The organism is Pseudomonas sp. FP1154 (genome assembly GCF_030687245.1).
GTDB classification, from domain to species: domain Bacteria; phylum Pseudomonadota; class Gammaproteobacteria; order Pseudomonadales; family Pseudomonadaceae; genus Aquipseudomonas; species Aquipseudomonas rhizophila.
Genome location: NZ_CP117465.1, coordinates 59164 through 82239 on the forward strand (window position 1 = coordinate 59164; position 23076 = coordinate 82239).

Below are 23076 nucleotides of genomic sequence, written 5' to 3' on the forward strand. Positions count from 1 at the left end.
AAGCCCAGGCCAATCTTACTGACTGAGCAATGCGCCAGTCGTTCAAGGCGAATGGGTGACGTCGGAAATTTCATCAACCGCGAGCGCACCGGTCTCGGAAGTCCCCAGCACCACGTAGGCGCTGCCGCAGAACAGCGAGTTGAGGCGTTTCATGTCGGCGATCAGTTCTAGGTGCAGGGAACTGGTCTCGATGCTTTGTACGATTTTTCGCTGTAGACGGCTGACGTGTGCGTGGGCCAGTCGTCTTTCCTGCGCTCGAAAGCGACGTTTCTCACGCAACAGCTGACGGGCGCTCTCGGGATCGGCACTGAGGAACACCGACAATCCCAGCCGCAGATTGGCGATCAACTGGCTGTGCAGCGTCGCCAACTCTTCCAGGCCAACCTCGGAAAAGGACCGACGTTGCGCGGTTTTCTGTTGCTGGACCTTGCGCAACATGCGTTCGATGAGGTCGCTGGCCAGCTTCAGGTTGATCGCCAGCTCAATGATTTCCGCCCAGCGGCGGCTGTCCTGTTCACTGAGGTCCTCACGGGGCATTTGGGCCATATACAGCTTGATGGCGCTGCACAGCGCCTCGACGTCATCGCCCATGCTCCGTACTTGTTGGGTGACTGCGGTCTGCCCGCCGCGCAGTACGTCGAGCATGGCTTCGAGCATGGTTTCGATCAGATCACCGATGCGCAGGGTTTCCCGGGCAGCATTCGCCAGGGCCAGGCTCGGCGTGGCGAGGGCGGTGAGGTCCAGGTGGCGGGGCTTGGCCGTGCCGTTGGTGTCAGGACGCTCCGGCAGCAGCCAGGCACACAGCCTGGCCATCGGCCCGACGCTGGGCAGCAGCACCAGGCAGCGCACGGTGTTGTAGAGCAGGTGAAAACCGATCACCGTTTCCTGGTGGCTGAAATCCAGGCCGTCCAACCAGCCCACCAACGGATCGAGCACTGGAATGATCAACAACAGGCCGATCAACTTGTACAGCAGGCTGCCCAGCGCCACCTGGCGGCCGGCGGCGTTCTGCATGCTGGTGCTGAGAAAGGCCAGCACGCCGCTGCCGATGTTGGCGCCGATCACCAGGCCGATGGCCACCGGCAGACTGATCACCGCTGCGCCGGCCAGTGTCGCGGTCAACAGCACGGCGGCGAGGCTGGAATAGGAGATCATCGCGAACAGCGCACCCACCAGCGCATCGAGCAGGATGTCGCCGGTCAGCGAGGCAAAGATAACTTTCACGCCCTGGGCCTGAGTGATGGGCGCGGCGGCTTCGACAATCAATTGCAGCGCCAGGATGATCAAGCCCAAGCCGATGCCGACCCGGCCCATTTGCCCCAGGCGGGTCTGTTTGCGCGACAGGAAAAAAATCACCCCGAGGAAAATCAGCAGCGGCGATAACCAGGACAGATCCAGGGTCAGTACCCGCGCCATCAGCGCCGTGCCGACATCGGCGCCGAGCATGGTCGCCAGGGCAGGGGTCAGTGCCATCAAGCCCTGGCCGACGAATGAGGTGACGAGCATGGCTGTGGCGTTGCTGCTCTGGACCATGGCAGTGACCATGATGCCTGCGACGAACGCCAGCCAGCGCTTGGACATGTTTTGGCCAATGACATGGCGCAGGTTCGTGCCATAGACCCGCAGAATGCCGGTACGGACGATGTGCGTGCCCCAGATCAGCAGGGCCACGGCGGAGAGCAAGTTCAGCAGGGTCAGCATGAGAAGCCCCCTGTTAGCGTCCCAAAGGGACCAATTGACGGTGCCACATTTTTCTTCGTTGTACTTAAGCTGTAGTTGGCCAACGGTTCGAGCGCCAGCATTGCACAGCTAAAGACGGGTTTGAAACAAAACTGTCATAAAAAGCCATTGACCAAAGGCACCACGAAACCCTGTGGGAGCGAGCCTGCTCGCGATAGCGGACTGTTAGCCAATGAAGATGTTGAATGTTGTGGCCTCATCGCGAGCAGGCTCGCTCCCACCGGTTTTGCATCCAGTTACTTTCCGGCAGGCATGAAAAAGGGGCTCGAAAGCCCCTTCGTTCATTGCCCTGTGCCGCTTACTGGCCTGGCATATCCTTACGCAGTTTTACCGGATCCTGCTGCTTGCGCTTGCGCGCCATGGCAGTGCGCATCTTGATGTTGAACGCTTCGACCGCCAGGGAGAAGGCCATGGCGAAGTAGACGTAGCCTTTTGGCACGTGCACGTCCAGAGACTCAGCGATCAGCACGGTACCGACCACCAGCAGGAACGACAGCGCCAGCATCTTCAGCGACGGGTGCTTGTCGATGAACGCGCTGATGGTGCCCGCCGCCAGCATCATCACCAGCACCGCCACGACGATTGCCGCGACCATCACCGGTACATGGGAGACCATGCCCACGGCGGTGATCACCGAATCCAGGGAGAACACGATGTCGATGATCGCGATCTGGACGATGGTGTAGATGAAGCTGCCGCCCGTGCCCGCAGGCGTCTCGCCGGTTTCGTCTTCGCCTTCCAGCGCGTGGTACATCTCCTGGGAGCTTTTCCACAGCAGGAACAGGCCACCGAAGAACAGGATCAGGTCACGACCGGAAATGCCCTGGCCGAACACTTCGAACAGGTCGGCGGTCAGGCGCATGACCCAGGTGATGGACAGCAGCAACAGGATCCGCGTGATCATGGCCAGGGCCAGACCGAAGATCCGGGTGCGTGCCTGCATGTGCTTGGGCATGCGGCTGACCAGGATCGAGATCATGATGATGTTATCGATGCCCAGGACAATTTCCAGGGCGGTCAGGGTGAAGAAGGCAACCCAGATTTCCGGGTTGGTCAGCCATTCCATGTGAGTTCCTTTAGCGAGTGTTGGGCCGCGCCGCGCCTTCGATTATCGAAAGGGGCGACGCAGCGGGCATTGCTTTTATAGAGTGCTGAACAGCGGAAAAATCCCCATCAGCAAGGCGGCAAACATTATGCACAGGCAAACCAATACTGCCCACTTCAAGGTGAAGCGTTGGTGATCGCCAAACTCGATCCCCGCCAGGGCCACCAGCAGGTAAGTCGATGGAACCAGCGGGCTCAGCAAATGAACGGGCTGGCCAACGATCGAGGCGCGGGCCATTTCAACGGCAGTGATGCCGTAGTGGCTGGCGGCTTCGGCCATGACCGGTAACACCCCGTAATAAAACGCATCGTTCGACATGAAGAAGGTGAACGGCATGCTCGCCAGCGCGGTAATCACTGCCAGGTATGGGCCCAGGAAATCCGGGATCACCGCCAGCAGGCTCTTGGACATGGCGTCGACCATGCCGGTCCCGGACAGGATGCCGGTGAAGATACCCGCCGCGAAAATCAAACCGACCACCGCCAATACGCTGCCGGCATGGGCCGCAACGCGGTCTTTCTGCTGTTGCAGGCAAGGGTAGTTGACGATCATCGCGATACTGAACGCCACCATGAACAGCACCGGCAGCGGTAACAGGCCGGCGATCAGCGTGCACATCAGGCCCAGGGTCAACGCACCGTTGAACCAGATCAGCTTCGGACGACGGGCGTCCGGGAACTGGGAAACGCTGATTTCGCTGTGGTCGATGTCATCACCGGCGAGGTGCAATTCACCCAGACGGGCGCGCTCGCGTTTACCGTACATGTAGGAAATCGCCAGGATCGCCGCTACACCCGCGAGCATCGCAGGAATCATCGGAACGAAGATGTCGGACGGATCGACATGCAGCGCGCTGGCTGCACGGGCCGTCGGGCCGCCCCAGGGGGTCATGTTCATCACGCCACCGGCGAGAATGATCAGGCCGGCCATGATCCGTGGGCTCATGCCGATGCGGCTGTAGAGCGGCAGCATGGCGGCCACGCAGATCATATAAGTGGTCGCGCCGTCACCATCGAGGGAAACGACGAGCGCCAGAACGGCGGTGCCGACCGAAACTTTCAACGGGTCGCCCTTGACCAGCTTGAGGATCTTGCGCACGGCCGGGTCGAACAGGCCGGAGTCGATCATCAGGGCAAAATAAAGAATCGCGAACATCAGCATCACCCCGGTCGGGGCAAGCTTGGTGATGCCTTCGAGCATCATCGGACCGATCTTTGGTGCAAAACCACCGAACAGAGCGAACAGGATCGGGATGATGATCAGGGCAATCAGCGCGGACAGGCGCTTGGTCATGATCAGGAACATGAACGTGATGACCATGGCAAAGCCAAGGAAAGTCAGCATAGGAAATACTCCAGGCGTGGCGCGACGGGCAAAGGCAGACCGAACAGGTCAGCGCAGAATGCAAAGCACGGGACGGACGGAGGGAGTGGGTTCAGCGGGGCGGGTAGCAGCGGACATCAGAATCACCATTGTTGTTGTTAAAAGGGCCTAACGAGCCTTAGCCGCTCGCTTCTGGCCACCGGTCTGTTGCCGGTAGTGGGGGCGATCCTAATCGCGCAAGCTTTCAGCCACCTTTCGCCGCTGTAATGGAGTTTTTCTGTAGGGCAAGGCTTACCTGTAGGAGCAAGCTTTGCTCCCACAGACAATCTGCGCTCCACCGATAAATCAAAACACCGAAAGATCCAACGGCCGCACCGCGCCCATCCAGATCGCATGCTCGGTGTGGTCCGTCAGGTCGTCGCCGGTGTCCGGGTGAAGAAATATCACCAGGCCTTTGCGATTGAGCGCCAGCCACGGCAAGACCACGCCGATGTGCTGTGGATCGAACGCCAATTGGCAGCTCCAGTCCGGGTGCGGCCCGACTGGGCGTTGGTGGATGCGGCCCATTTTCAGCCCAAACAGTCGCGACGCTTCCTCGCACAGTGCCCGCGCCTGGGCGATGGTATTGGCGTCGAAATAGACATGGGCGTGGTAGCCCTTGATCCGCTGCATGTGCTTCTCCTCGAAAACTGGCCGAACCGAGGTTGTCTCCCGCGGGTCAGAGCCTTTACATGCGGGACAAAAAAGGAAAAACAGCCATGAAAAATGCCGAAACCCCGGTCACCAAAGTGGTGCTCTATGGTGCCATGAGTAGCCTCGGCAGTGCGTTGATGGCTGAAATGCTGCGGCGCCAGCACGAAGTCATCGCTGTTCTCGACGACCTTACGGCCCTGGCGCCGCGCCCCGGCCTGCGGGCCAAGACCGGCGACCTCTACGATCCCCAGCGGGTCAAGCAAAGCGTGGCCGGCGCCAATGCCGTGGTGTGTCTGTTGAACGCTCCAGGGTTGCCGATGAACAGCGAGCACGTGGAGCGCACGCTCATTCCCGGTCCCGTGGAGCAGGTGTTGGCGGTGGATGCGCTGATCGCCGGGATGGAGGCGGCGAGTATTTCCCGGCTGTTTCTGGTGGGCGATTTCGCCGTGCTCGACGAGGAGCCGGCAGACGATGTATTGCAGCGCCATGCCGCCGAAGAAGTCCTCGACGCCCTGAACAACAGCACGTTGCAATGGACCCTGATTGACTCACCCTACGCAACGCCCGGTTTGAGCATCGAGCACTTCAGCCAGGTCAGCACCAGCCTGGAGGCCGGCATGGCCGAATCACTGGAGCGGCTTGGCCGTGTGGCCGTCGGCATTGCCGATGAGCTGCGCCTGAACCTGCATGTGGGCCAGCATGTCAGTTTTGTCGCCGCCGATTAGCCTGTGCGGTCGCCGTCTCCCGAGTTGGCGCAGGGGAGGGCTGGTTACACCGCAATGGAAGGCAAGGCCAACCCCGTGAGCGATTCGGCGCTGTTGGCCTGCTCCTCCATCAACCAGTCCACAAACTGCCTGATCAATACCCCGCGCCGTTTACGCTGGGGCAAGACCACGTAATACCCTGACCGCGACAACACTGTTTCAGCGACCGGACGGCACAGCAGCCCTTGGGCCAATAAGTTATCCACAAGGTATCGCCAACCGATGGCAACGCCCTGACCGCCAATCGCCGCCTGGATGAGCAAGGTGTAGTTGTCGAACCGCAACTGCCCGGGCGCCGGGGGCGAGGTAATGCCCAGCTCACGGAAAACGCCACTCCAGTCAAACCAGTGGCTACTGTTTTCCCCCGCGCAAATGCAGGAGCGGGAACTCTGACAAGGCTTGAGCCGACAAGGGCAGGGAGCGTTCCTTGAGCAACAGCGGGCTGCACACGGGAAAGACTTCTTCGCTGAAAAGCCAGCGACTTTCGCCTTGTTTGAAGCGACCGTCTCCAAACAGCACCGCAACGTCGATATCCGTGCGCAGCATGTTGTGGTTGCGTTCGCTGGTCACCAGGCTGACGTCCACCTGTGGGTTGGCGGAGTGAAACCGATGCAAGCGGGGCATCAGCCAATAGGCAGCAAACGCAAAATCGGTGGCCACTTGCAGCACCTCATGCTGGTCATGGGCGGTGATCGCGCTCAATCCTGCGTCGATATTCTGCAAACCGGCCTGCACCTGCTCGAACAGGATTGTTCCGGCCTCGGTCAGCTCGATGCCGCGGTAGATGCGATCGAACAATCGCGTACCCAGTTGTTCTTCCAGGCGCTTGATCTGCTGGCTGATGGCCGGTTGCGTGGTGCCCAGTTCGATCGCCGCTGCCGTGAAGCTGCGGTGGCGGGCCGCGGCTTCAAAGGCGCGGAACAGGTCAAGGGACAGGTCACCCAGGGCTTCATACATAAGCTGTGCTTATCCTAGTCATTGCCTTGCGTGGGCTTTACCCATAAAGGCGGGGGCTACATGCTCAATCGCAGCAATTTCGCATAACTGTTTACTATGGAATGCCGCGAATACATGAAGCGCAAGAACATTCTTTTCATCATGGCCGATCAAATGGCCGCGCCAATGTTGCCGATCTACGGTCCTTCGCCGATCAAGCTGCCGAACCTGTCGCGCCTGGCCGAGCAGGGCGTGGTGTTCGACGCCGCGTATTGCAACAGCCCACTCTGCGCACCGTCGCGCTTTACCCTGGTGAGCGGTCAGTTGCCCAGCAAGATCGGCGCCTACGATAACGCGGCGGATTTTCCTGCGGACGTCCCGACGTACGCCCACTACCTGCGGCGTCTGGGTTATCGCACGGCGCTGTCCGGCAAGATGCATTTTTGCGGGCCGGACCAGTTGCATGGCTACGAAGAACGCCTGACCAGTGACATTTACCCGGCCGATTACGGCTGGGCCGTGAACTGGGACGAGCCCGACGTGCGGCCAAGCTGGTATCACAACATGTCTTCGGTGTTGCAGGCTGGTCCGTGCGTGCGCACCAACCAGTTGGATTTTGACGAAGAAGTGGTGTTCAAGGCCCAGCAGTATCTGTTCGACCACATCCGCGAGGATGGCGACCAGCCGTTCTGCCTGACGGTGTCCATGACCCACCCACACGACCCGTACACCATTCCCAAGACCTTTTGGGATATGTATGACGACAAGGACATCCCGCTGCCGCAAACCCCGGGGCAAACAGAGCTGGACCCGCATTCCCAGCGCCTGTTGAAAGTCTATGACCTGTGGGACAAGCCACTGCCTGTGGATAAGATCCGCGATGCGCGCCGCGCGTACTTCGGTGCGTGCAGCTACATTGACAGCAACGTCGGCAAGTTACTGCAAACCCTGGAAGACACCGGCTTGATGGACGACACGATCATCGTGTTCTCCGGCGATCATGGAGACATGCTCGGTGAAAAAGGCCTCTGGTACAAAATGCACTGGTTCGAGATGGCGGCTCGCGTTCCCTTGCTGATCAGCGCACCGGGCCAGTTCGCCAGCGGGCGGGTCGGGGCGGCGGTGTCCACTGCCGACTTGCTGCCGACTCTGGTGGAGTTGGCCGGTGGCCGGCTTGAGCCCGGACTGCCGCTGGATGGCCGGTCGCTGGTGCCCCATCTGCAGGGGCAGGGCGGTCATGACGAGGTCTTTGGTGAATACATGGCCGAAGGCACCATCAGCCCGTTGATGATGATCCGTCGTGGACCCTGGAAATTCATCTACAGCGAAGATGATCCGTGCCTGCTGTTCGATCTGCGCAATGACCCCAAAGAACTGGAGGACCTTAGCCAATCGGCTGAGCATCAGTCCCTGTGCGCGGATTTTCTCGCCGAAGCGCGAGCTAAATGGGATATCCCAACCATTCACCAACAGGTGCTCGCCAGTCAGCGACGTCGACGTTTCGTCGCCCACGCGTTGACCCTGGGCAAACTCAAGAGCTGGGATCACCAGCCGCTGGTGGACGCCAGCCAGCAGTACATGCGTAACCACATTGACCTCGACGATCTGGAACGCAAGGCCCGTTATCCACAACCCTGCCAAAACCAATAACGTAAGGGGAAGCACATGCAAAAGTTATCCACAGTACTGACCGCTGGGCTGTTGGCGCTTAGCAGTTCGGCGTGGGCCGAGCAAGGCTGCGAGACGGTAAAGATGGCCGACCCCGGTTGGAGTGACATCGCTGCGACCAACGCGATCACGGGTTTTCTGCTCGATGGCATGGGCTACAAGGCCAAGGTCGACACCCTCGCGGTGCCGATCACCTTCGGCGGCCTCAAGGACGGCCAGGTTGATGTATTTCTGGGTAACTGGATGCCGGCGCAGCAAGGGTTCTACGACAAGTTCGTGGCCACTGGCGATGTCACGCAGTTGGCCAAGAACCTGGACGGCACCGAATTCACCCTGGCGGTCCCGGATTACGTGTGGGATGCCGGTGTGCATAACTTCGCTGACCTGAACAAGTTCGCCGATAAGTTCGACAAGAAGATATACGGGATCGGCTCCGGCGCCCCGGCCAACCTCTCCCTGAAGGAAATCATCAAGACCAACGATTTCGGCATGGGCGAGTGGAAACTGGTGGAATCGAGCGAGCAGGCCATGCTCGCGGAAGTCTCCCGGGCGGTGAGGAAACAGAAGTTCGTGACCTTCCTTGGCTGGACGCCACACCCTATGAACGTGCAACTGAAAATGCACTACCTCAAGGGCGGCGAGAAGTATTTTGGCGACACGGGCAGTGTCTATACATTGACTCGCAAAGGTTATGCACAGGCCTGCCCGAACGTAGGCAAGCTGTTGACCAACCTGAGTTTCACCCAGGAAATGGAAAACAGCATCATGGCCGAGGTGGTGAACAACAAAGTCAGCAATGCCGATGCGGCCAAGGCCTGGATCAAGGCGAATCCGGCGGTGCTGGATAAATGGCTGGATGGTGTGAAGACGCTGGATGGCAAGGATGCGTTGGCGGCGGTGAAGGCCAAGCTCTGACAATCATGTGGCGAGGGAATCTATGTGGGAGCAAGGCTTGCCCGCGATGAAGACGACTCGATCTTTCAGACCGAGCTGCCTGTTTCGCGAGCAAGCTTTGCTCCCACATTAATCTCCTCGCCACAGGGAGAACGGCGCCTTGTCCTGATACTCTTGCGCCAAACCCGATCCTTGAGGCCCCATGGCATTGCCCACCCGCCATTCACTCTTTCCGTTCCTGAGCTGGCTGCCGCGGCAGACCCGCGGCAGTGTCGGCCGTGACCTGATCGTCGGCTTGAGCGGTGCGATTCTCGCGTTGCCGCAGTCGATTGCCTACGCCCTGATTGCCGGACTGCCGCCGGAATACGGCTTGTATGCGGCGATTGTGCCGGTGCTGATCGCCTGCTTGTGGGGTTCGTCGTGGCACCTGATCTGCGGTCCTACGGCGGCGATTTCCATTGTCCTGTATGCCAGCGTCAGCCCCCTGGCCATGCCGGCCACCCAGGACTACGTCACCTTGATCCTGTTGCTGACGGTGCTGGCGGGGGTTTTCCAGTGGCTGCTGGGGTTGTTGCGTTTCGGCGCGCTGGTGAACTTCGTCTCACACTCGGTGGTGCTGGGTTTCACCCTGGGCGCGGCGGTGGTGATCGCCCTGGGGCAGTTGCCCAACCTGCTGGGTCTTGATCTGCCCAACGAAGCCACGGCGTTGAAAGGGCTGCTGATGTTGGTCAGTCATATCGAGGCTGTGGATAAGCCTTCTCTGTTTCTCGGTTTGGGCACGCTGGTGGTGGGCGTCGTGCTCAAACGGCTGCTACCGCGCTGGCCGAGCCTGTTGATAACTTTGGTCATCAGCAGCCTGGTGGTCTGGCTGTGGCCAGGGATGTTCGGGCATGTCGCGCTGGTCAGCGCCTTTGCCGGGCGCTTGCCGCCGTTCTCTGCGCTGCCGCTGGACCTGGATCTGATCCTGCGCCTGCTGCCCGGCGCGGTTGCGGTGGGCATGCTCGGGTTGGTGACCAGCCTGTCCATTGCTCGCTCGTTATCGGTACGCTCGGGGCAATTGCTGGATGCGAACCAAGAGGTCAGGGCGCAGGGGCTTTCCAATATTGTGGGAGGGTTCTTTTCCGGATCCTTGTCAGCGGGTTCCTTTACCCGTTCCGGCCTCAGTTATGAAGCCGGCGCTTGCTCGCCCCTGGCCGGGGTTTTCTCGGCACTGTGGGTGGCCTTGTTTGCGGTAACCGGTGCCAAGCTGATTTCGCACATTCCGATACCGGCCATGGCCGGCAGCATCCTGTTGATCGCCTGGGGGCTGGTGGATTATCGCGGCGTCCGGGCGTTGTTTCGCGTGAGTCGCGCCGAATTCGTGGTGATGAGCCTCACTTGCCTGGCCACGCTGCTGCTGGAGCTGCAGACCGCTATCTATGCCGGCGTGCTGGCGTCGCTGTTCTTCTACCTCAAGCGCACCTCGCAACCGCGGGTGCAACACGCCCGTGAGGGTGAAGCTGACATCCTGCGGGTTGGCGGTTCGATCTTTTTTGGTGCCAGCCATTACCTGCAAGTGCGTCTGCAACGGTTGCAGGCACAACGGGTGGTGATCGATGCCCAGCAGATCAACTTCATCGACTACTCCGGCGTGGAAATGCTGCACCAGGAAGCCCGGCGCTTGCGCACCCAAGGGCGCAGCCTGACGTTGCGCAGGGCCAGGCCCCATGTGGTGGAAGAGTTGAAGAAGCTGGAAGGGCCGGAGCACTGTCCGATCCATTTCGAAGACTAGGGCTTAAGGTAGACGCACCCTGTGGCGAGGGGATTTATCCCCGCTGGGGCGCGCAGCGGCCCTGGTTTTTTGGGACGGCTTCGCAGTCCAACGGGGATAAATCCCCTCGCCACAACAGTCTGTAGCCTACAGTGCGAGCTGGCGCCGCAATTCGGCCAGCACTGGCGCGGTGTCCGGGCGTACCCCGCGCCACAGGTAGAACGCTTCGCCCGCCTGCTCGGCCAGCATACCCAAGCCATCCATCGCCACCGCTGCGCCGTGTTCGCTGGCCCAGCGACAGAACGAAGTGGGCTCCTTGCCATACATCATGTCGTAGCAGAACGTCATGCCGGGCTCGATCAAACTTGCGGCAATCGGCGGTACATCACCGGACAGGCTCGCCGATGTGGCGTTGATAATCAGGTCCACCGGCTCTTGCAGCCAGTCGAAACCGCTGGCCGAGACCGGGCCCAGGTCCGCGAACAACTCGGCCAGCAACTCGGCTTTTTCCACCGTGCGGTTGGCGATGATCACCGAGGCCGGCGCTTCGGCCAGCAGCGGTTCCAAGGCACCGCGCACAGCACCGCCGGCGCCCAGTAACAGGATGCGTTTGCCCTTGAGGTTTAAACCTGCGTTGACGGTCAGGTCTCGCACCAGTCCGGCACCATCGGTGTTGTCACCCAACAGACGGCCATCGGCCAGCTTGCTCAAGGTGTTCACCGCCCCGGCGCGCTGGGCCCGCTCGGTCAGGCTGTCGGCCAGGCGGAAGGCGTCTTCCTTGAACGGCACGGTGACATTCGCCCCACGACCCTCGCGGAAGAATTCCCGCGCGCAGCCGGCGAAATCGTCCAGAGGCGCGAGCAGCGTGCTGTAGTCCAGTGTTTGCCCGGTCTGCTCGGCGAAGAGACGGTGGATCAGCGGCGATTTGCTGTGGCCGATCGGGTTACCCATTACAACGTAGCGGTCCATGGATAATCCTCGTTCAGGCCGTCGCCAGCCAATCGCGATCCTGCAGGAAATACTCGGTCAGCCGCGCCTCTTCGCTGCCCGGTTCGGCTTTCCAGTCATAGCCCCAGCGCACTTGCGGCGGCAGGGACATCAGGATCGACTCGGTACGCCCGCCCGATTGCAGCCCGAACAGGGTGCCGCGGTCGTAGACCAGGTTGAACTCCACGTAGCGTCCGCGGCGAAACTCCTGGAATTCCCTTTGTTTGGCGGTAAACGGGTCATGCTTGCGGCGGCGCACGATAGGCAGGTAAGCCTCGATGTAGGCATCGCCGATGGCGCGCATGAAGGCGAAGCTAGTGTCGAAATCCCACTCGTTCAGGTCGTCGAAAAACAGGCCGCCAATGCCACGGGGCTCGTTGCGATGCTTGATATGGAAATAGCTGTCGCACCAGGCTTTGTAGCGCGAATACACGTCGGGGCCGAACGGGGCACAGGCCTGTTGGGCAACGCGGTGCCAATGCACGCAGTCTTCTGCCACGCCGTAGTACGGTGTCAGGTCGAAGCCGCCGCCGAACCACCAGACCGGCTCTTCGCCTTCCTTTTCAGCGATGAAAAAACGCACATTGGCGTGGGACGTAGGCACATGAGGGTTGTGGGGATGGATGACCAATGACACGCCCAGCGCTTCGAAGCCGCGCCCGGCCAGTTCCGGCCGATGGGCGCTGGCCGAGGGGGGGAGACCGCTGCCGAAGACGTGGGAAAAGTTGACGCCGCCCTTTTCGATCACCGTACCGTTTTCAATCACTCGCGTGCGACCGCCACCACCGGCGGGGCGGGTCCAGGCATCTTCGACGAAACGAGTGCCGCCGTCTTCGGTTTCCAGGGCCGCACAGATGCGGTCTTGCAGGTCGAGCAGGTAGGCTTTCACGGCCTCGGTGCGAGTGGTCATGACATCACCTTGATCAGGGCTACGCTACGCGGCTTGCAGCGGGCCGGTGGCAAATGGGCGCACAGGATACCACCGCACTTGCCTACGCCACAGTTGACGAAGGTCAAGCTTAGGAGTCCGATAGCAGGCTTGGTAAAAAGTCCACGACAAGGAGAAAGTGAAGATGGCCAAACGTATTCAGTTCAGTTCCCACGGCGGCCCCGAAGTGCTCGAGTACGTGGGCTACCAGCCTGCCGAACCGGGCCCGCAGCAGGTGCGGGTCAGCAACAAGGCGATCGGCCTGAACTTCATCGATACCTATTATCGCAGCGGTCTTTACCCGCCACCGGCCTTGCCGTCGGGCTTGGGGGCCGAGGGGGCGGGTGTGGTCGAGGCCGTCGGTTCAGACGTCACGCGGTTCAAGGTCGGTGACCGGGTAGCCTATGGCAGCGGTCCGCTGGGGGCCTACAGCGACGTGCATGTGTTGCCCGAGGCCAATCTGGTGCATTTGCCCGAGTCCATCAGTTTCGAACAAGCAGCCGGCGTGATGCTCAAGGGCCTGACCGTGCAATACCTGCTGCGTCAGACCTATGAGCTCAAAGGGGGGGAAACCATCCTGTTCCATGCCGCTGCTGGTGGCGTGGGCTCTTTGGCCTGCCAGTGGGCCAAGGCCCTGGGCGTGCGATTGATCGGCACCGTCAGCTCAGCGGAAAAAGCCGCAATCGCCAAATCCCACGGCGCTTGGGAAACCATCGACTACAGCAAGGAAAACGTCGTACAGCGGGTGCTGGAGCTGACCGACGGCAAGAAAGTCCCGGTGGTCTATGACGGTGTCGGCAAGGACACCTGGCTGACCTCCCTGGACTGCGTAGCGCCCCGTGGCCTGTTGGTGAGTTTCGGCAATGCTTCCGGTGCGGTGGACGGCGTGAACCTGGGGATACTCGCGGCCAAAGGCTCGCTGTACGTCACCCGTCCGACCCTGGCCACTTACGCCAATAACGCCGAGAACCTGCAGCGCATGGCCGATGAGCTGTTCGGCATGATCAGCAGCGGCAAGATCAAAGTGGATATCAACCAGCGTTATCCACTGGCCGAAGCGGCCAAGGCCCAGGCCGAGTTGTCGGCGCGGCGCACAACCGGGTCGACGATTCTTTTGCCCTGATTTAGAGGGTGCTAAAGAACCTGTGGGAGCGAGCTTGCTCGCGATAGCGGAGTATCAGCCAACATCTATGCCCACTGATCCGACGCTATCGCGAGCAAGCTCGCTCCCACACTGGTTTTGTGCAAGATGCAGAAGGTGTGTTCGGGCTCAGTCCGGCCGCACCACGTTGCCGGTCGCCAGGTCGCGAATCACGCTGGGGTTCTTGCGCCCACCCAGGTTACCGCCCAGCACCAGGTCGATCTGCCCACGGAAATATTGCTCGACGCGAATTCGCGTGCGCGCCGCCGGGCGGCCCTGAGGGTTGGCCGAGGTGGACACCAGCGGCCCCACCAGTGAGCACAAGTCGCGCACGGTGGGGTGATCGCTGACCCGCAGCGCAACCGTGTCGTGCACACCGGTAATCCATTGCGGCAGCAGATTCTGGTGCGGCACCAGCCAGGTATTAGGCCCAGGCCAGGTGCTGGCCATTCGATCCATCCAGGTTTCAGGGAAATCTTCGAACAGAAAGTCGAACTGGTGGATGTTGTCAGCCACCAGGATCAAACCCTTATCGGGCAGCCGCGACTTGATCGCCAGCAGGCGCTCCACCGCGTCTTCGTTCCACGGGTCGCAGCCCAGGCCCCAGACCGCTTCGGTTGGATAGGCAATCACCGCCCCGGCGCGAATTTCTCGCGCGGCTTGTTGCACACGCCAACTGTTGACCATGAAAGACTCTCCACAACGCAAATAAGGCTGTGCGCAGTTTACCGATCTTCCCCATAAAACCTAGCGCGCAAACCAGCGCCCGTTGTCACAGACCGCCCGTCCCTCCATTTCCAGCTCAGTCAGCGCCGCCAGGACTTTGGGCAAGCTCCAGCCGCTGGCGGCGGCCAGCGCTTCGCTGCCAAGCGGCGCGGCATGGAGCAAGCGCAACAGCGGATGGGTGATGGGCGTCGGTTCCATGGACAGCGGCAACTGCTGCCAGCCCCGCAATGCTTCAAGGATGTGCTCGACGGTTTCCACCAGCGCCGCGCCGTCGCGGATCAACTGATGGCAGCCCTTCGCGCCGGGGTGATGGATCGACCCCGGAATGGCGTACACCTCGCGGCCTTGTTCGGCCGCCAAGCGTGCGGTGATCAGCGAACCGCTGGCGACACTGGCCTCCACCACCAGTACGCCGAGGGACAGACCGCTGATGATCCGGTTGCGACGAGGAAAGTTGCTGGCGTGGGGCGGCGCGTCCAGCGGGAACTCCGACAGCACCGCGCTGCCTTGGGCGATCATCGCGTCCGCCAGCCGGCGATTGCGCTGTGGATAAAAATTTTCCAGCCCGGTGCCCAACACGCCAATTGTTTGCCCGCCCACATCCAGCGCCGCTTGATGTGCCGCTGCGTCGATGCCCAGGGCCAGGCCGCTGGTGATGACAAAACCGGCACCGGCCAGGCTTCGGGAAAACGCCGCGGCGGTGTCCATGCCCGGTCGCGATGCCCGGCGGCTGCCGACCATCGCCAGCTGTGGTTTTTCCAGAATGGTCGGGTCGCCGGCGACGAACAACAGCGGTGGCGCATCGCTGATCTGCGCCAGCAACGCGGGGTAGTCAGGCTGGTCCCACATCAGTAAACGCTGGGCCGAACCCTCCAGCCAGGCCAATGCATGGGCGGCGCCGTCACGCACATCCGGGTTGCGCCGAGCCTCGGCACACGCCGCGGGCAACCTCAGCGCTCGCCAGGCGCTGGCCGGTGCGCTGATGGCTTTGGAGGCCGAGCCAAAGGCCTCCATCAGGGTCATGAAACGTTTGGGGCCCAGTTCCGGCAAGCGGTGCAGGCGCAGACGGGCCTCCAGTTCCGCAGGGGAAACCGAAGCAGATTCAGGCAATGACATGGATCATCCTTGATCGTTATAAGCCCCGTCGAAACGGGAACAAGCTGTGGATAACTCTGTTGGTAACTTGTGAGACCCGTTATGGATTGCGCACTTTGTCGAGTACCGCCAGCGAGCGCGAGGCGTATAGCACCAAGCCATAGCTGAGCTTGTCGTAGGTGCGAAAAACCATCAGCAGGCCAGCACGTTCATCGGGAATTTTCACCTGCTCGCCGGTGATGCGGTCGCGCACGGTCTCGCCGGTCTTCATCACCGCCAGCACATTGCCTTCGGCCAGCCCGTCGCGACGGCCCTTGTTCAGGGTCACTACATCCAGGGCGCCGATCTGGGTGACGCCGCGGGGTACATCGAGGATCAGCCCGTTGATCTCCGATTTCGGTGCGCTGGGCATGAACGTCGAGTTGATCGAGCGTTCTTCGCCACTGAACAGGCGATCGCCGAGGCGCACCTCCTGGGTCGTGCGTTGCAGGGCCAGGGTTGTGATGTCGCCTTCGCTCGCCACGACTTCACCGCTGCCGATGTCATCGGCGTTGATGCCCAGGAACTCCTTGGTGTCGGGATCGGTGTAGACCTTGCCCTGCCGGAAGATGCCATACGCCGACTGGTTTGCGTCGAAGGGGCCGCGGGCAAAGATCCGGTCTCCCGTGCCGCTGAGGACCCGTTCGGCATCGCCGGCAACGATGTAGGGCGCCTTGTCGAAATCCTCGGCCGTGTCGACGATGCGGTTGCTCAGCAAAAAGCTGTTGATGGCCTGCAGCGGGATGCTCGGGATCGCGTCGGCCACCGGCGAACTGCGAATGCGCGGTGACAGCTTGATGGTGCCCCGCGAAGCGCCGCGATTGAGGGTCAGGCGCGGTTGGCCATTGACGTAGACCAGCGACAGGGTGTCGCCGGGATAAATCAGGTTGGGGTTCTCGATCTGTGGGTTGGCTTGCCAGAGTTCGGGCCATTTCCACGGTTCACGCAAGTATTTGCCGGAGATGTCCCACAGCGTGTCCCCCGTCACCACTGTGTATTGCTGGGGAAAACCTTCCCGAAGTTGCACTTGCCCGTGCGCGATACCGGCCGAGGCCAGAAGCAGCAGGGCGAGTAGTGATTTCCTCATGCGGTGAATCCCTTTATTATGTGCGTTCGCGTAAAACGCCAGAGCCCCCGTGGCTCGCTCCGTGATTGAGGAGCAACGTTTTACAACGGTAGCCTGCATCCCAAGACACGCCAGGCCAGCCACCCGACTTTACTTCACACGTGCATTTATCAAGCTTATGGCCATTTTGAACATTCTCGAATTTCCGGACCCGCGCCTGCGCACTATCGCCAAACCGGTGGCCGTAGTGGACGACGAAGTGCGTCAGTTGGTCGATGACATGTTTGAAACAATGTATGAGGCGCCAGGCATCGGCCTCGCCGCGACCCAGGTCAACGTGCACAAACGTATCGTCGTGATGGACCTTTCCGAAGACCGCAGCGAGCCCCGGGTGTTCATCAATCCCGAGTTCGAAACCCTGACCGACGAGATGGACCAATACCAGGAAGGCTGTCTCTCGGTGCCCGGCTTCTACGAAAACGTCGACCGCCCGCAGAAGGTCAAGATCAAAGCCCTGGACCGTGACGGCCAGCCTTACGAGCTGATCGCCGAAGGGTTGCTGGCGGTGTGCATCCAGCATGAGTGCGACCACCTCAACGGCAAGCTGTTCGTGGACTACCTGTCTACCCTCAAGCGTGACCGGATCAAGAAAAAACTGGAAAAACTTCATCGCCAGAATGCTTGACGCCCCCTTCAAAGGCTTGCCGCGGCAAGCCTTTTTCTTTTGCGACTGCTTTGTAAATGAGAGCTTCCCATGACTGAGCCACTGCGCATCGTCTTTGCCGGCACTCCCGAGTTCGCCGCCGAACACCTCAAGGCCCTGCTGGCCAGCCCCCATGAAATCATCGCGGTCTACACCCAGCCGGATCGGCCGGCCGGTCGTGGGCAAAAACTGATGCCCAGCCCGGTCAAGCAACTGGCCCTGGAGAACGGTCTGCAGGTCTTGCAGCCGCCGACCCTGCGCGACGCTCAGGCCCAGGCCGAATTGGCCGCGCTCAAACCCGACTTGATGGTGGTGGTCGCCTACGGCCTGATCCTGCCCCAAGTGGTGCTGGACATTCCGCGCCTGGGTTGCATCAACAGCCACGCCTCGCTGCTGCCGCGCTGGCGCGGTGCGGCGCCGATCCAGCGCGCCGTGCAAGCCGGTGATGCCGAGAGCGGCGTCACCGTGATGCGCATGGAAGCCGGTCTGGACACCGGGCCGATGCTGCTCAAGGTCAGCACGCCCATCAGCGCCGAAGACACCGGCGGCAGCCTGCACGACCGCCTCGCACTGATCGGCCCGCCCGCCGTGGTCCAGGCCATCGCCGGCCTCGCCGCCGGTACGCTGGAAGGCGAAGTGCAGGATGACAGCCTCGCCACCTACGCCCACAAACTGAACAAGGACGAGGCGCGCATCGACTGGAGCCGCCCGGCCGTCGAACTGGAGCGCCTGGTGCGTGCCTTCAACCCGTGGCCGATCTGCCACAGCACCTTGAACGGCGAGGCCCTGAAAGTGCTGGCTGCAAGCCACGCCGAGGGGCAGGGCGCGCCGGGTGAAATCCTTGGTGCCAGCAAGGACGGCCTCGTTGTCGCCTGTGGCGAGCAGGCGCTGTGTCTGACACGTCTGCAATTACCCGGTGGCAAGGCGCTGAACTTCAGCGATTTGTACAACAGCCGTCGTGAGAAATTTGCCGTCGGCACGGTGTTGGGCCAAGCGGCGGACGCTTCATGAACCCGCGTCTGGCCGCCGCCAAGGCGCTTGCTGCGGTCCTGAGCGGAAAAGCCTCACTCAACAGTTCCCTGCCGACCCAACTGGACAAGGTTGAAGACCGTGATCGCGGCTTCACCCAGGACCTGGCGTTCGGCACCGCCCGTTGGCAGCCACGGCTGTCGGCCCTGGCGGCAAAGCTGCTGCAGAAACCGTTCAAGGCCGCCGATGCCGACGTCGAAGCGCTGCTGCTGGTGGGGCTCTATCAATTGCTCTACACCCGCGTGCCTGCCCACGCCGCCATCGGTGAAACCGTGGGCTGCGCCGACAAACTGAAAAAGCCGTGGGCCAAGGCCCTGCTCAATGCCGTGCTGCGCCGCGCCCAACGGGAAAGCGAAGCCCTGCTGGCCGAGCTGGAACACGACCCGGTGGTGCGCACCGCCCATCCGCGCTGGTTGCAAAAGTCCCTGAAAGCCTTCTGGCCCGAGCAGTGGGAGGCCATCTGCGCGGCCAACAATGCCCATCCGCCGATGATCCTGCGGGTCAACCGTCGCCACCATACGCGCGATGCCTACCTGGCGTTACTGGGCGAGGCTGGCATCCCGGCCATCCCGTGCCAGTACAGCCGCGACGGCATCGTGCTGGAAACCCCCGGCGATGTACGCGCGCTGCCGGGCTTTGCCGACGGTTGGATCAGCGTCCAGGACGAAGCCGCGCAACTGGCTGCCGACCTGCTGGAGCTGGCGCCCGGCCAACGCGTGCTGGATGCCTGCTGCGCACCGGGTGGCAAGACCTGCCACATTCTCGAGGCCGAGCCGAAGCTGGCCGGCGTGGTGGCGGTGGACCTGGAAGCCAAGCGCCTGGTGCGCGTGAAGGAAAACCTCGAACGCCTTGGCCTCGCCGCCGAACTGATTGCCGCCGATGGCCGCGACACCGCCAGCTGGTGGGATGGCAAGCCATTTCAACGCATCCTGCTGGACGCACCGTGTTCGGCCACCGGCGTGATCCGCCGTCATCCCGACATCAAGCTCACCCGCCAGCCGGACGATATCGCCGCACTGGCGGTGTTGCAGGGGCAATTGCTCGATGCGTTGTGGATAACCCTGGAAGTCGGCGGCATGCTGCTGTATGCCACGTGTTCGACGTTGCCGACCGAGAACACCGAAGTGATCGAAGCATTCCTCGCCCGTACCCCCGGTGCCCGGGAGCTGGACATTGCCAGCCAGGCCGGGGTGAAACAGCCCCATGGTCGGCAGTTGCTGGCCCAAGAGGGCGGCCACGACGGGTTCTACTACGCCAAACTGATCAAGATCGCCGCCGCACGCGGTTAAAACCGATTCGATAGGAGTGACCGGATGAAAATCATCATCCTCGGCGCAGGGCAGGTCGGCGGTTCGCTGGCTGAACATCTGGCCAGTGAAGCCAACGACATCACCGTGGTCGACACCGACGGTGACCGCCTGCGCGATCTCGGTGACCGCCTCGACATCCGTACCGTACAGGGCCGTGGCTCCTTGCCTACGGTGTTGCGTCAGGCCGGTGCCGACGATGCCGATATGCTGGTGGCTGTCACCAACAGCGATGAAACCAACATGGTGGCCTGCCAGGTCGCTCACACGCTGTTCCACACCCCGACCAAGATCGCCCGGGTGCGCGAGGCGGCCTACCTGACCCGGCGCCGACCTGTTCGACAACGAAGCGATCCCGGTGGATGTACTGATCAGCCCCGAGCAAGTAGTGACCAACTACATCAAGCGCCTGATCGAACACCCGGGCGCTTTGCAGGTGATCGACTTTGCCGAAGGCAAGGCGCAATTGGTCGCGGTCAAGGCCTACTACGGCGGACCGCTGGTGGGCCAGCAACTGCGCCAGCTGCGCGAGCACATGCCGAATGTGGAGACGCGGGTCGCGGCGATTTTCCGACGTGACCGGCCGATCCTGCCCCAGGGCGATACGGTGATCGAAGCGGACGACGAGGTTTTTTTCATCGCCGCCAAGGCCAATATTCGCGCGGTAATGAGCGAAATGCGCCGTCTCGACGAAAACAACAAGCGCATCGTGATTGCCGGCGGCGGGCAGATCGGCGAGCGTCTGGCCGAAGCCATCGAAAGCCGCTATCAGGTCAAGATCATCGAGATGAACCCGGCGCGCTGCCGTTACCTCTCGGATAACCTCGACAGCACCGTGGTGTTGCAGGGCAGCGCCTCGGACCGTGACTTGCTCCTGGAAGAAAACATCGCCGACGCCGACATCTTCCTGGCCCTGACCAACGACGACGAAGCCAACATCATGTCCTCGCTGCTGGCCAAGCGCCTGGGGGCGAAGAAGGTGATGACCATCATCAACAACCCGGCCTACGTCGACCTGATCCAGGGTGGCGAGATCGACATCGCCATCAGCCCGCAACTGGCAACCATCGGCACCTTGCTGGCCCACGTGCGGCGCGGCGACATCGTCAGCGTGCACTCCCTGCGCCGTGGCGCGGCCGAAGCCATCGAGGCGATTGCCCATGGCGATGCCAAGTCCAGCAAAGTCATCGGCAAGGCCATCCGCGACCTCGGCCTGCCGCCAGGCACCACCATCGGCGCGATCATCCGCGACGAACAAGTGCTCATCGCCCATGACGACACCATGATCCAGACCGGCGACCATGTGATCCTGTTCCTGGTGGATAAAAAGCATATTCGTGATGTGGAGAAGCTGTTCCATGTGGGGTTGAGTTTCTTCTGATCCAGAATTTTGCGGTGATGGACCGGGCCTCATCGCGAGCAGGCTCGCTCCCACAGAGGATCTCCATTGCTCACAAATATCGTGGGCAACCCCAACCCCTGTGGGAGCGAGCCTGCTCGCGATAGCTATCTAGCAGCCAACGGATCAACCCCTGACACAACCGATAAGGACGCCGCCATGCTCGCCTCCCTGGAAAAAATGCTCGCCAAGGGTGTGGATAACTCCCTGCTGCGCTTCGGCCTGGGCAAGGGCTACCTGGACCTCGGCGAATTCGCCCGGGCCGCCGAACACTTCCAACGCTGCGTCGAACTCGACCCAAAATACTCAGCCGCCTGGAAACTGCTGGGCAAGGCCCACCAAGGCCAAGGCGATCTACCAGCCGCCCGCCAAGCCTGGGAACAAGGCCTCGAAGCCGCCCGCGCCCACGGCGACAAACAAGCCGAAAAAGAAATGACCGTGTTCCTGAAAAAACTGGACCGCCACCCCTGACTTCACACAAAACTGCTTTTGTGGCGAGGGAGCTTGCTCCCGCTTGAGTGCGAAGCACTCACAAAAAAGCCCTCCCAATCCACTGCCGATCCGCTAAAAGCTCAGCCGGCGCAAAATCTGTGGGAGCAAAGCTTGCTCACGATAGCGGTAGACCAGCAAAACCCGTTGTCGGCTGACCTGGCCCAATCGCGAGCAAGCTTTGCTCCCACAGGTTTGCGGCTTAACTGATCGTCATTGGCCAAGACCGACCCTTCGCTACCGGCGGCTCTCGTTGCGAAGTGGTTGCCGAAGCTTGCGGCATCCATTTGTCCTCCTGCTGACTCTTTCAATCCCACCTTCAAGGACCGAACCCGTGATTGCATCCCCCACCAAACTGCTCTTCCTACCCGGTGCCTCTGGTAACACCCAGTTCTGGCACCCGGTTGCCGAGCGCCTGGCCTACCCGGCGCAGCAGGTCCATATCGGCTGGCCTGGCTTTGGAGACACGCCGCCCATGCCTGGCATAACCGGCATGGAAGATCTGGCGACGTGCGTGCTGGCCGAGATCGACCGGCCGACAGCGCTGGTGGCGCAGTCCATGGGCGGTATCGTTGCTGTGCTTGCAGCGCTTGAACGCCCTGAGTTGATCACGCACCTGACGCTGACCGTCACCTCTGGCGGGATGAATATGTCTGATCTGGATGCGCAGGACTGGCGCCCGGATTTTGCTGCCGCCAACCCGACACTGCCGAGGTGGTTTCTCGACGATCGCACCGACCTCACGCTCCGGTTGGCCGAGTTGCGTATGCCGGTCCTGCTCCTCTGGGGAGATGCTGACCCGATCAGCCCCGTTCGCGTCGGCCAGTGCCTTGCTCAACTGTTACCCCGTGCGCAGCTACACGTTTTCCCTGGCGCCGATCACAGTCTGGGCTGTACGCATGCAGATGAGGTGGCAAAGTTGATCGAGAGACATCTGGCCTGCGGGTGAGCGGGGGACTTGTTGCTACTGGGTCAGGGGAAAAGGAAGCAGGGGCATTTATGAAAATAAATCTGTCCCGTTTCTTCACGTTTCTTCACCCCTGACACCGCTCTCAAGTCTTGAAGGCTCGCCCCCCGTGGCGAGGGAGCTTGCTCCCGCTTGAGTGCAAAGCACTCACAGAAAAGCCCATCGCGTTCTCAATACCAGCCCGCCAAACAGCCAACACGCAACTTCAGCCAGCCTAGCGTTATCTTGGGCAGTTGCCGGAGACCGGTTGCATCGATAGCAGAAGGTCGCCCAAGAATCTCCCTTCGTCTCGTAAAGTGGCAACCCGACTGAGCCGTGCCTATAGTC

The 23076-nt window shown here is 61.4% G+C and carries 19 protein-coding genes and 2 pseudogenes; 11 read left to right on the forward strand and 10 right to left on the reverse strand.

Going from position 1 to position 23076, the window contains the following annotated elements; all coding sequences use genetic code 11:
• Positions 1–42: 42 nt before the first annotated feature.
• The 4 genes from PSH91_RS00280 to PSH91_RS00295 form a co-directional block, all read right to left on the reverse strand.
• Positions 43–1701, reverse strand: a complete 1659-nt coding sequence (locus PSH91_RS00280) for a Na/Pi cotransporter family protein (protein WP_047229803.1) — start codon at positions 1699–1701, stop codon at positions 43–45.
• Between the two features lie 337 nt (positions 1702–2038).
• Positions 2039–2806: a TerC family protein gene (locus PSH91_RS00285; protein WP_047229804.1), complete on the reverse strand. Its 768-nt coding sequence runs from the start codon at positions 2804–2806 to the stop codon at positions 2039–2041.
• A 75-nt stretch (positions 2807–2881) separates the two neighbouring features.
• Entirely contained in the window at positions 2882–4189 is a 1308-nt protein-coding gene (locus tag PSH91_RS00290; RefSeq protein ID WP_047229805.1) for a CitMHS family transporter, read from the reverse strand.
• A 324-nt stretch (positions 4190–4513) separates the two neighbouring features.
• Positions 4514–4840, reverse strand: coding sequence for a DOPA 4,5-dioxygenase family protein (locus tag PSH91_RS00295; RefSeq protein ID WP_305466988.1), 327 nt, complete (start codon positions 4838–4840; stop codon positions 4514–4516).
• Between the two features lie 86 nt (positions 4841–4926).
• Here PSH91_RS00295 and PSH91_RS00300 point away from each other — a divergent pair, with 86 nt between their 5' ends.
• The gene (locus PSH91_RS00300) at positions 4927–5586 is read left to right on the forward strand and encodes an NAD(P)-dependent oxidoreductase (protein WP_047229807.1); all 660 of its coding nucleotides are present in this window, start codon (positions 4927–4929) and stop codon (positions 5584–5586) included.
• A gap of 44 nt (positions 5587–5630) precedes the next feature.
• Here PSH91_RS00300 and PSH91_RS00305 read toward each other — a convergent pair.
• Positions 5631–6582 (reverse strand): annotated as a pseudogene (locus tag PSH91_RS00305) (LysR family transcriptional regulator).
• Positions 6583–6696: 114 nt separating this feature from the next.
• On the opposite strand from PSH91_RS00305, the gene betC reads away from it, so the two are divergent.
• From betC to PSH91_RS00320, 3 genes are all read left to right on the forward strand, one after another.
• Positions 6697–8211, forward strand: a complete 1515-nt coding sequence (betC, locus tag PSH91_RS00310; protein ID WP_047229809.1) for a choline-sulfatase — start codon at positions 6697–6699, stop codon at positions 8209–8211.
• Between the two features lie 15 nt (positions 8212–8226).
• A complete protein-coding gene (gene choX / locus PSH91_RS00315; RefSeq protein ID WP_305466989.1) occupies positions 8227–9144 on the forward strand; it encodes a choline ABC transporter substrate-binding protein in 918 nt (305 codons plus the stop codon).
• A gap of 181 nt (positions 9145–9325) precedes the next feature.
• Positions 9326–10894 carry a SulP family inorganic anion transporter gene (locus tag PSH91_RS00320; protein ID WP_305466990.1) on the forward strand — a complete coding sequence of 523 codons (1569 nt, stop codon included), beginning with the start codon at positions 9326–9328 and terminating at the stop codon, positions 10892–10894.
• Between the two features lie 126 nt (positions 10895–11020).
• Here the strand turns inward: PSH91_RS00320 and aroE are convergent, their stop codons facing one another.
• Positions 11021–11842, reverse strand: a complete 822-nt coding sequence (gene aroE, locus PSH91_RS00325) for a shikimate dehydrogenase (RefSeq protein WP_107323188.1) — start codon at positions 11840–11842, stop codon at positions 11021–11023.
• Between the two features lie 13 nt (positions 11843–11855).
• Entirely contained in the window at positions 11856–12770 is a 915-nt protein-coding gene (gene hemF, locus PSH91_RS00330; RefSeq protein ID WP_305466991.1) for an oxygen-dependent coproporphyrinogen oxidase, read from the reverse strand.
• A gap of 163 nt (positions 12771–12933) precedes the next feature.
• Between hemF and PSH91_RS00335 the strand changes: the two genes are divergently transcribed.
• Positions 12934–13911, forward strand: coding sequence for an NADPH:quinone reductase (locus PSH91_RS00335; RefSeq protein WP_047229814.1), 978 nt, complete (start codon positions 12934–12936; stop codon positions 13909–13911).
• Positions 13912–14058: 147 nt separating this feature from the next.
• On the opposite strand, the gene PSH91_RS00340 is transcribed toward PSH91_RS00335, so the two are convergent.
• From PSH91_RS00340 to PSH91_RS00350, 3 genes are all read right to left on the reverse strand, one after another.
• Positions 14059–14616 (reverse strand): L-threonylcarbamoyladenylate synthase, encoded by a 558-nt coding sequence (locus tag PSH91_RS00340; RefSeq protein ID WP_047229815.1) that lies wholly within the window; start codon positions 14614–14616, stop codon positions 14059–14061.
• A gap of 60 nt (positions 14617–14676) precedes the next feature.
• Positions 14677–15771, reverse strand: a complete 1095-nt coding sequence (dprA, locus tag PSH91_RS00345; RefSeq protein ID WP_305466992.1) for a DNA-processing protein DprA — start codon at positions 15769–15771, stop codon at positions 14677–14679.
• Between the two features lie 79 nt (positions 15772–15850).
• Positions 15851–16876 (reverse strand): LysM peptidoglycan-binding domain-containing protein, encoded by a 1026-nt coding sequence (locus tag PSH91_RS00350; RefSeq protein WP_305466993.1) that lies wholly within the window; start codon positions 16874–16876, stop codon positions 15851–15853.
• Positions 16877–17033: 157 nt separating this feature from the next.
• Between PSH91_RS00350 and def the strand changes: the two genes are divergently transcribed.
• The 6 genes and pseudogenes from def (at position 17034) to PSH91_RS00380 (ending at position 22731) form a co-directional block, all read left to right on the forward strand.
• A complete protein-coding gene (gene def / locus PSH91_RS00355; protein ID WP_003196300.1) occupies positions 17034–17540 on the forward strand; it encodes a peptide deformylase in 507 nt (168 codons plus the stop codon).
• A 69-nt stretch (positions 17541–17609) separates the two neighbouring features.
• Positions 17610–18569, forward strand: a complete 960-nt coding sequence (gene fmt / locus PSH91_RS00360; RefSeq protein WP_305466994.1) for a methionyl-tRNA formyltransferase — start codon at positions 17610–17612, stop codon at positions 18567–18569.
• A complete protein-coding gene (gene rsmB, locus PSH91_RS00365) occupies positions 18566–19876 on the forward strand; it encodes a 16S rRNA (cytosine(967)-C(5))-methyltransferase RsmB (RefSeq protein ID WP_076383136.1) in 1311 nt (436 codons plus the stop codon). Before fmt ends, rsmB begins: the two co-directional genes overlap by 4 nt.
• A 24-nt stretch (positions 19877–19900) precedes the next feature.
• Positions 19901–21275: pseudogene (gene trkA / locus PSH91_RS00370) on the forward strand (Trk system potassium transporter TrkA).
• Between the two features lie 177 nt (positions 21276–21452).
• Positions 21453–21764: a tetratricopeptide repeat protein gene (locus tag PSH91_RS00375; protein WP_305466995.1), complete on the forward strand. Its 312-nt coding sequence runs from the start codon at positions 21453–21455 to the stop codon at positions 21762–21764.
• 352 nt (positions 21765–22116) lie between these two features.
• Positions 22117–22731: an alpha/beta fold hydrolase gene (locus PSH91_RS00380; RefSeq protein ID WP_281459674.1), complete on the forward strand. Its 615-nt coding sequence runs from the start codon at positions 22117–22119 to the stop codon at positions 22729–22731.
• Positions 22732–23076: the final 345 nt, after the last annotated feature.

Bases quoted from the DNA above. Each gene is read 5' to 3' on its own strand.
- PSH91_RS00335 (WP_047229814.1), top strand. From the start codon at position 12,934: ATGGCCAAACGTATTCAGTTCAGTTCCCACGGCGGCCCCGAAGTGCTC.
- PSH91_RS00295 (WP_305466988.1), bottom strand. From the start codon at position 4,840: ATGCAGCGGATCAAGGGCTACCACGCCCATGTCTATTTCGACGCCAAT.
- PSH91_RS00340 (WP_047229815.1), bottom strand. From the start codon at position 14,616: ATGGTCAACAGTTGGCGTGTGCAACAAGCCGCGCGAGAAATTCGCGCC.
- PSH91_RS00350 (WP_305466993.1), bottom strand. From the start codon at position 16,876: ATGAGGAAATCACTACTCGCCCTGCTGCTTCTGGCCTCGGCCGGTATC.
- hemF (WP_305466991.1), bottom strand. From the start codon at position 12,770: ATGACCACTCGCACCGAGGCCGTGAAAGCCTACCTGCTCGACCTGCAA.
- dprA (WP_305466992.1), bottom strand. From the start codon at position 15,771: ATGTCATTGCCTGAATCTGCTTCGGTTTCCCCTGCGGAACTGGAGGCC.
- fmt (WP_305466994.1), top strand. From the start codon at position 17,610: ATGACTGAGCCACTGCGCATCGTCTTTGCCGGCACTCCCGAGTTCGCC.
- PSH91_RS00375 (WP_305466995.1), top strand. From the start codon at position 21,453: ATGCTCGCCTCCCTGGAAAAAATGCTCGCCAAGGGTGTGGATAACTCC.
- betC (WP_047229809.1), top strand. From the start codon at position 6,697: ATGAAGCGCAAGAACATTCTTTTCATCATGGCCGATCAAATGGCCGCG.
- PSH91_RS00290 (WP_047229805.1), bottom strand. From the start codon at position 4,189: ATGCTGACTTTCCTTGGCTTTGCCATGGTCATCACGTTCATGTTCCTG.
- def (WP_003196300.1), top strand. From the start codon at position 17,034: ATGGCCATTTTGAACATTCTCGAATTTCCGGACCCGCGCCTGCGCACT.
- aroE (WP_107323188.1), bottom strand. From the start codon at position 11,842: ATGGACCGCTACGTTGTAATGGGTAACCCGATCGGCCACAGCAAATCG.
- rsmB (WP_076383136.1), top strand. From the start codon at position 18,566: ATGAACCCGCGTCTGGCCGCCGCCAAGGCGCTTGCTGCGGTCCTGAGC.
- choX (WP_305466989.1), top strand. From the start codon at position 8,227: ATGCAAAAGTTATCCACAGTACTGACCGCTGGGCTGTTGGCGCTTAGC.
- PSH91_RS00320 (WP_305466990.1), top strand. From the start codon at position 9,326: ATGGCATTGCCCACCCGCCATTCACTCTTTCCGTTCCTGAGCTGGCTG.
- PSH91_RS00285 (WP_047229804.1), bottom strand. From the start codon at position 2,806: ATGGAATGGCTGACCAACCCGGAAATCTGGGTTGCCTTCTTCACCCTG.
- PSH91_RS00300 (WP_047229807.1), top strand. From the start codon at position 4,927: ATGAAAAATGCCGAAACCCCGGTCACCAAAGTGGTGCTCTATGGTGCC.
- PSH91_RS00280 (WP_047229803.1), bottom strand. From the start codon at position 1,701: ATGCTGACCCTGCTGAACTTGCTCTCCGCCGTGGCCCTGCTGATCTGG.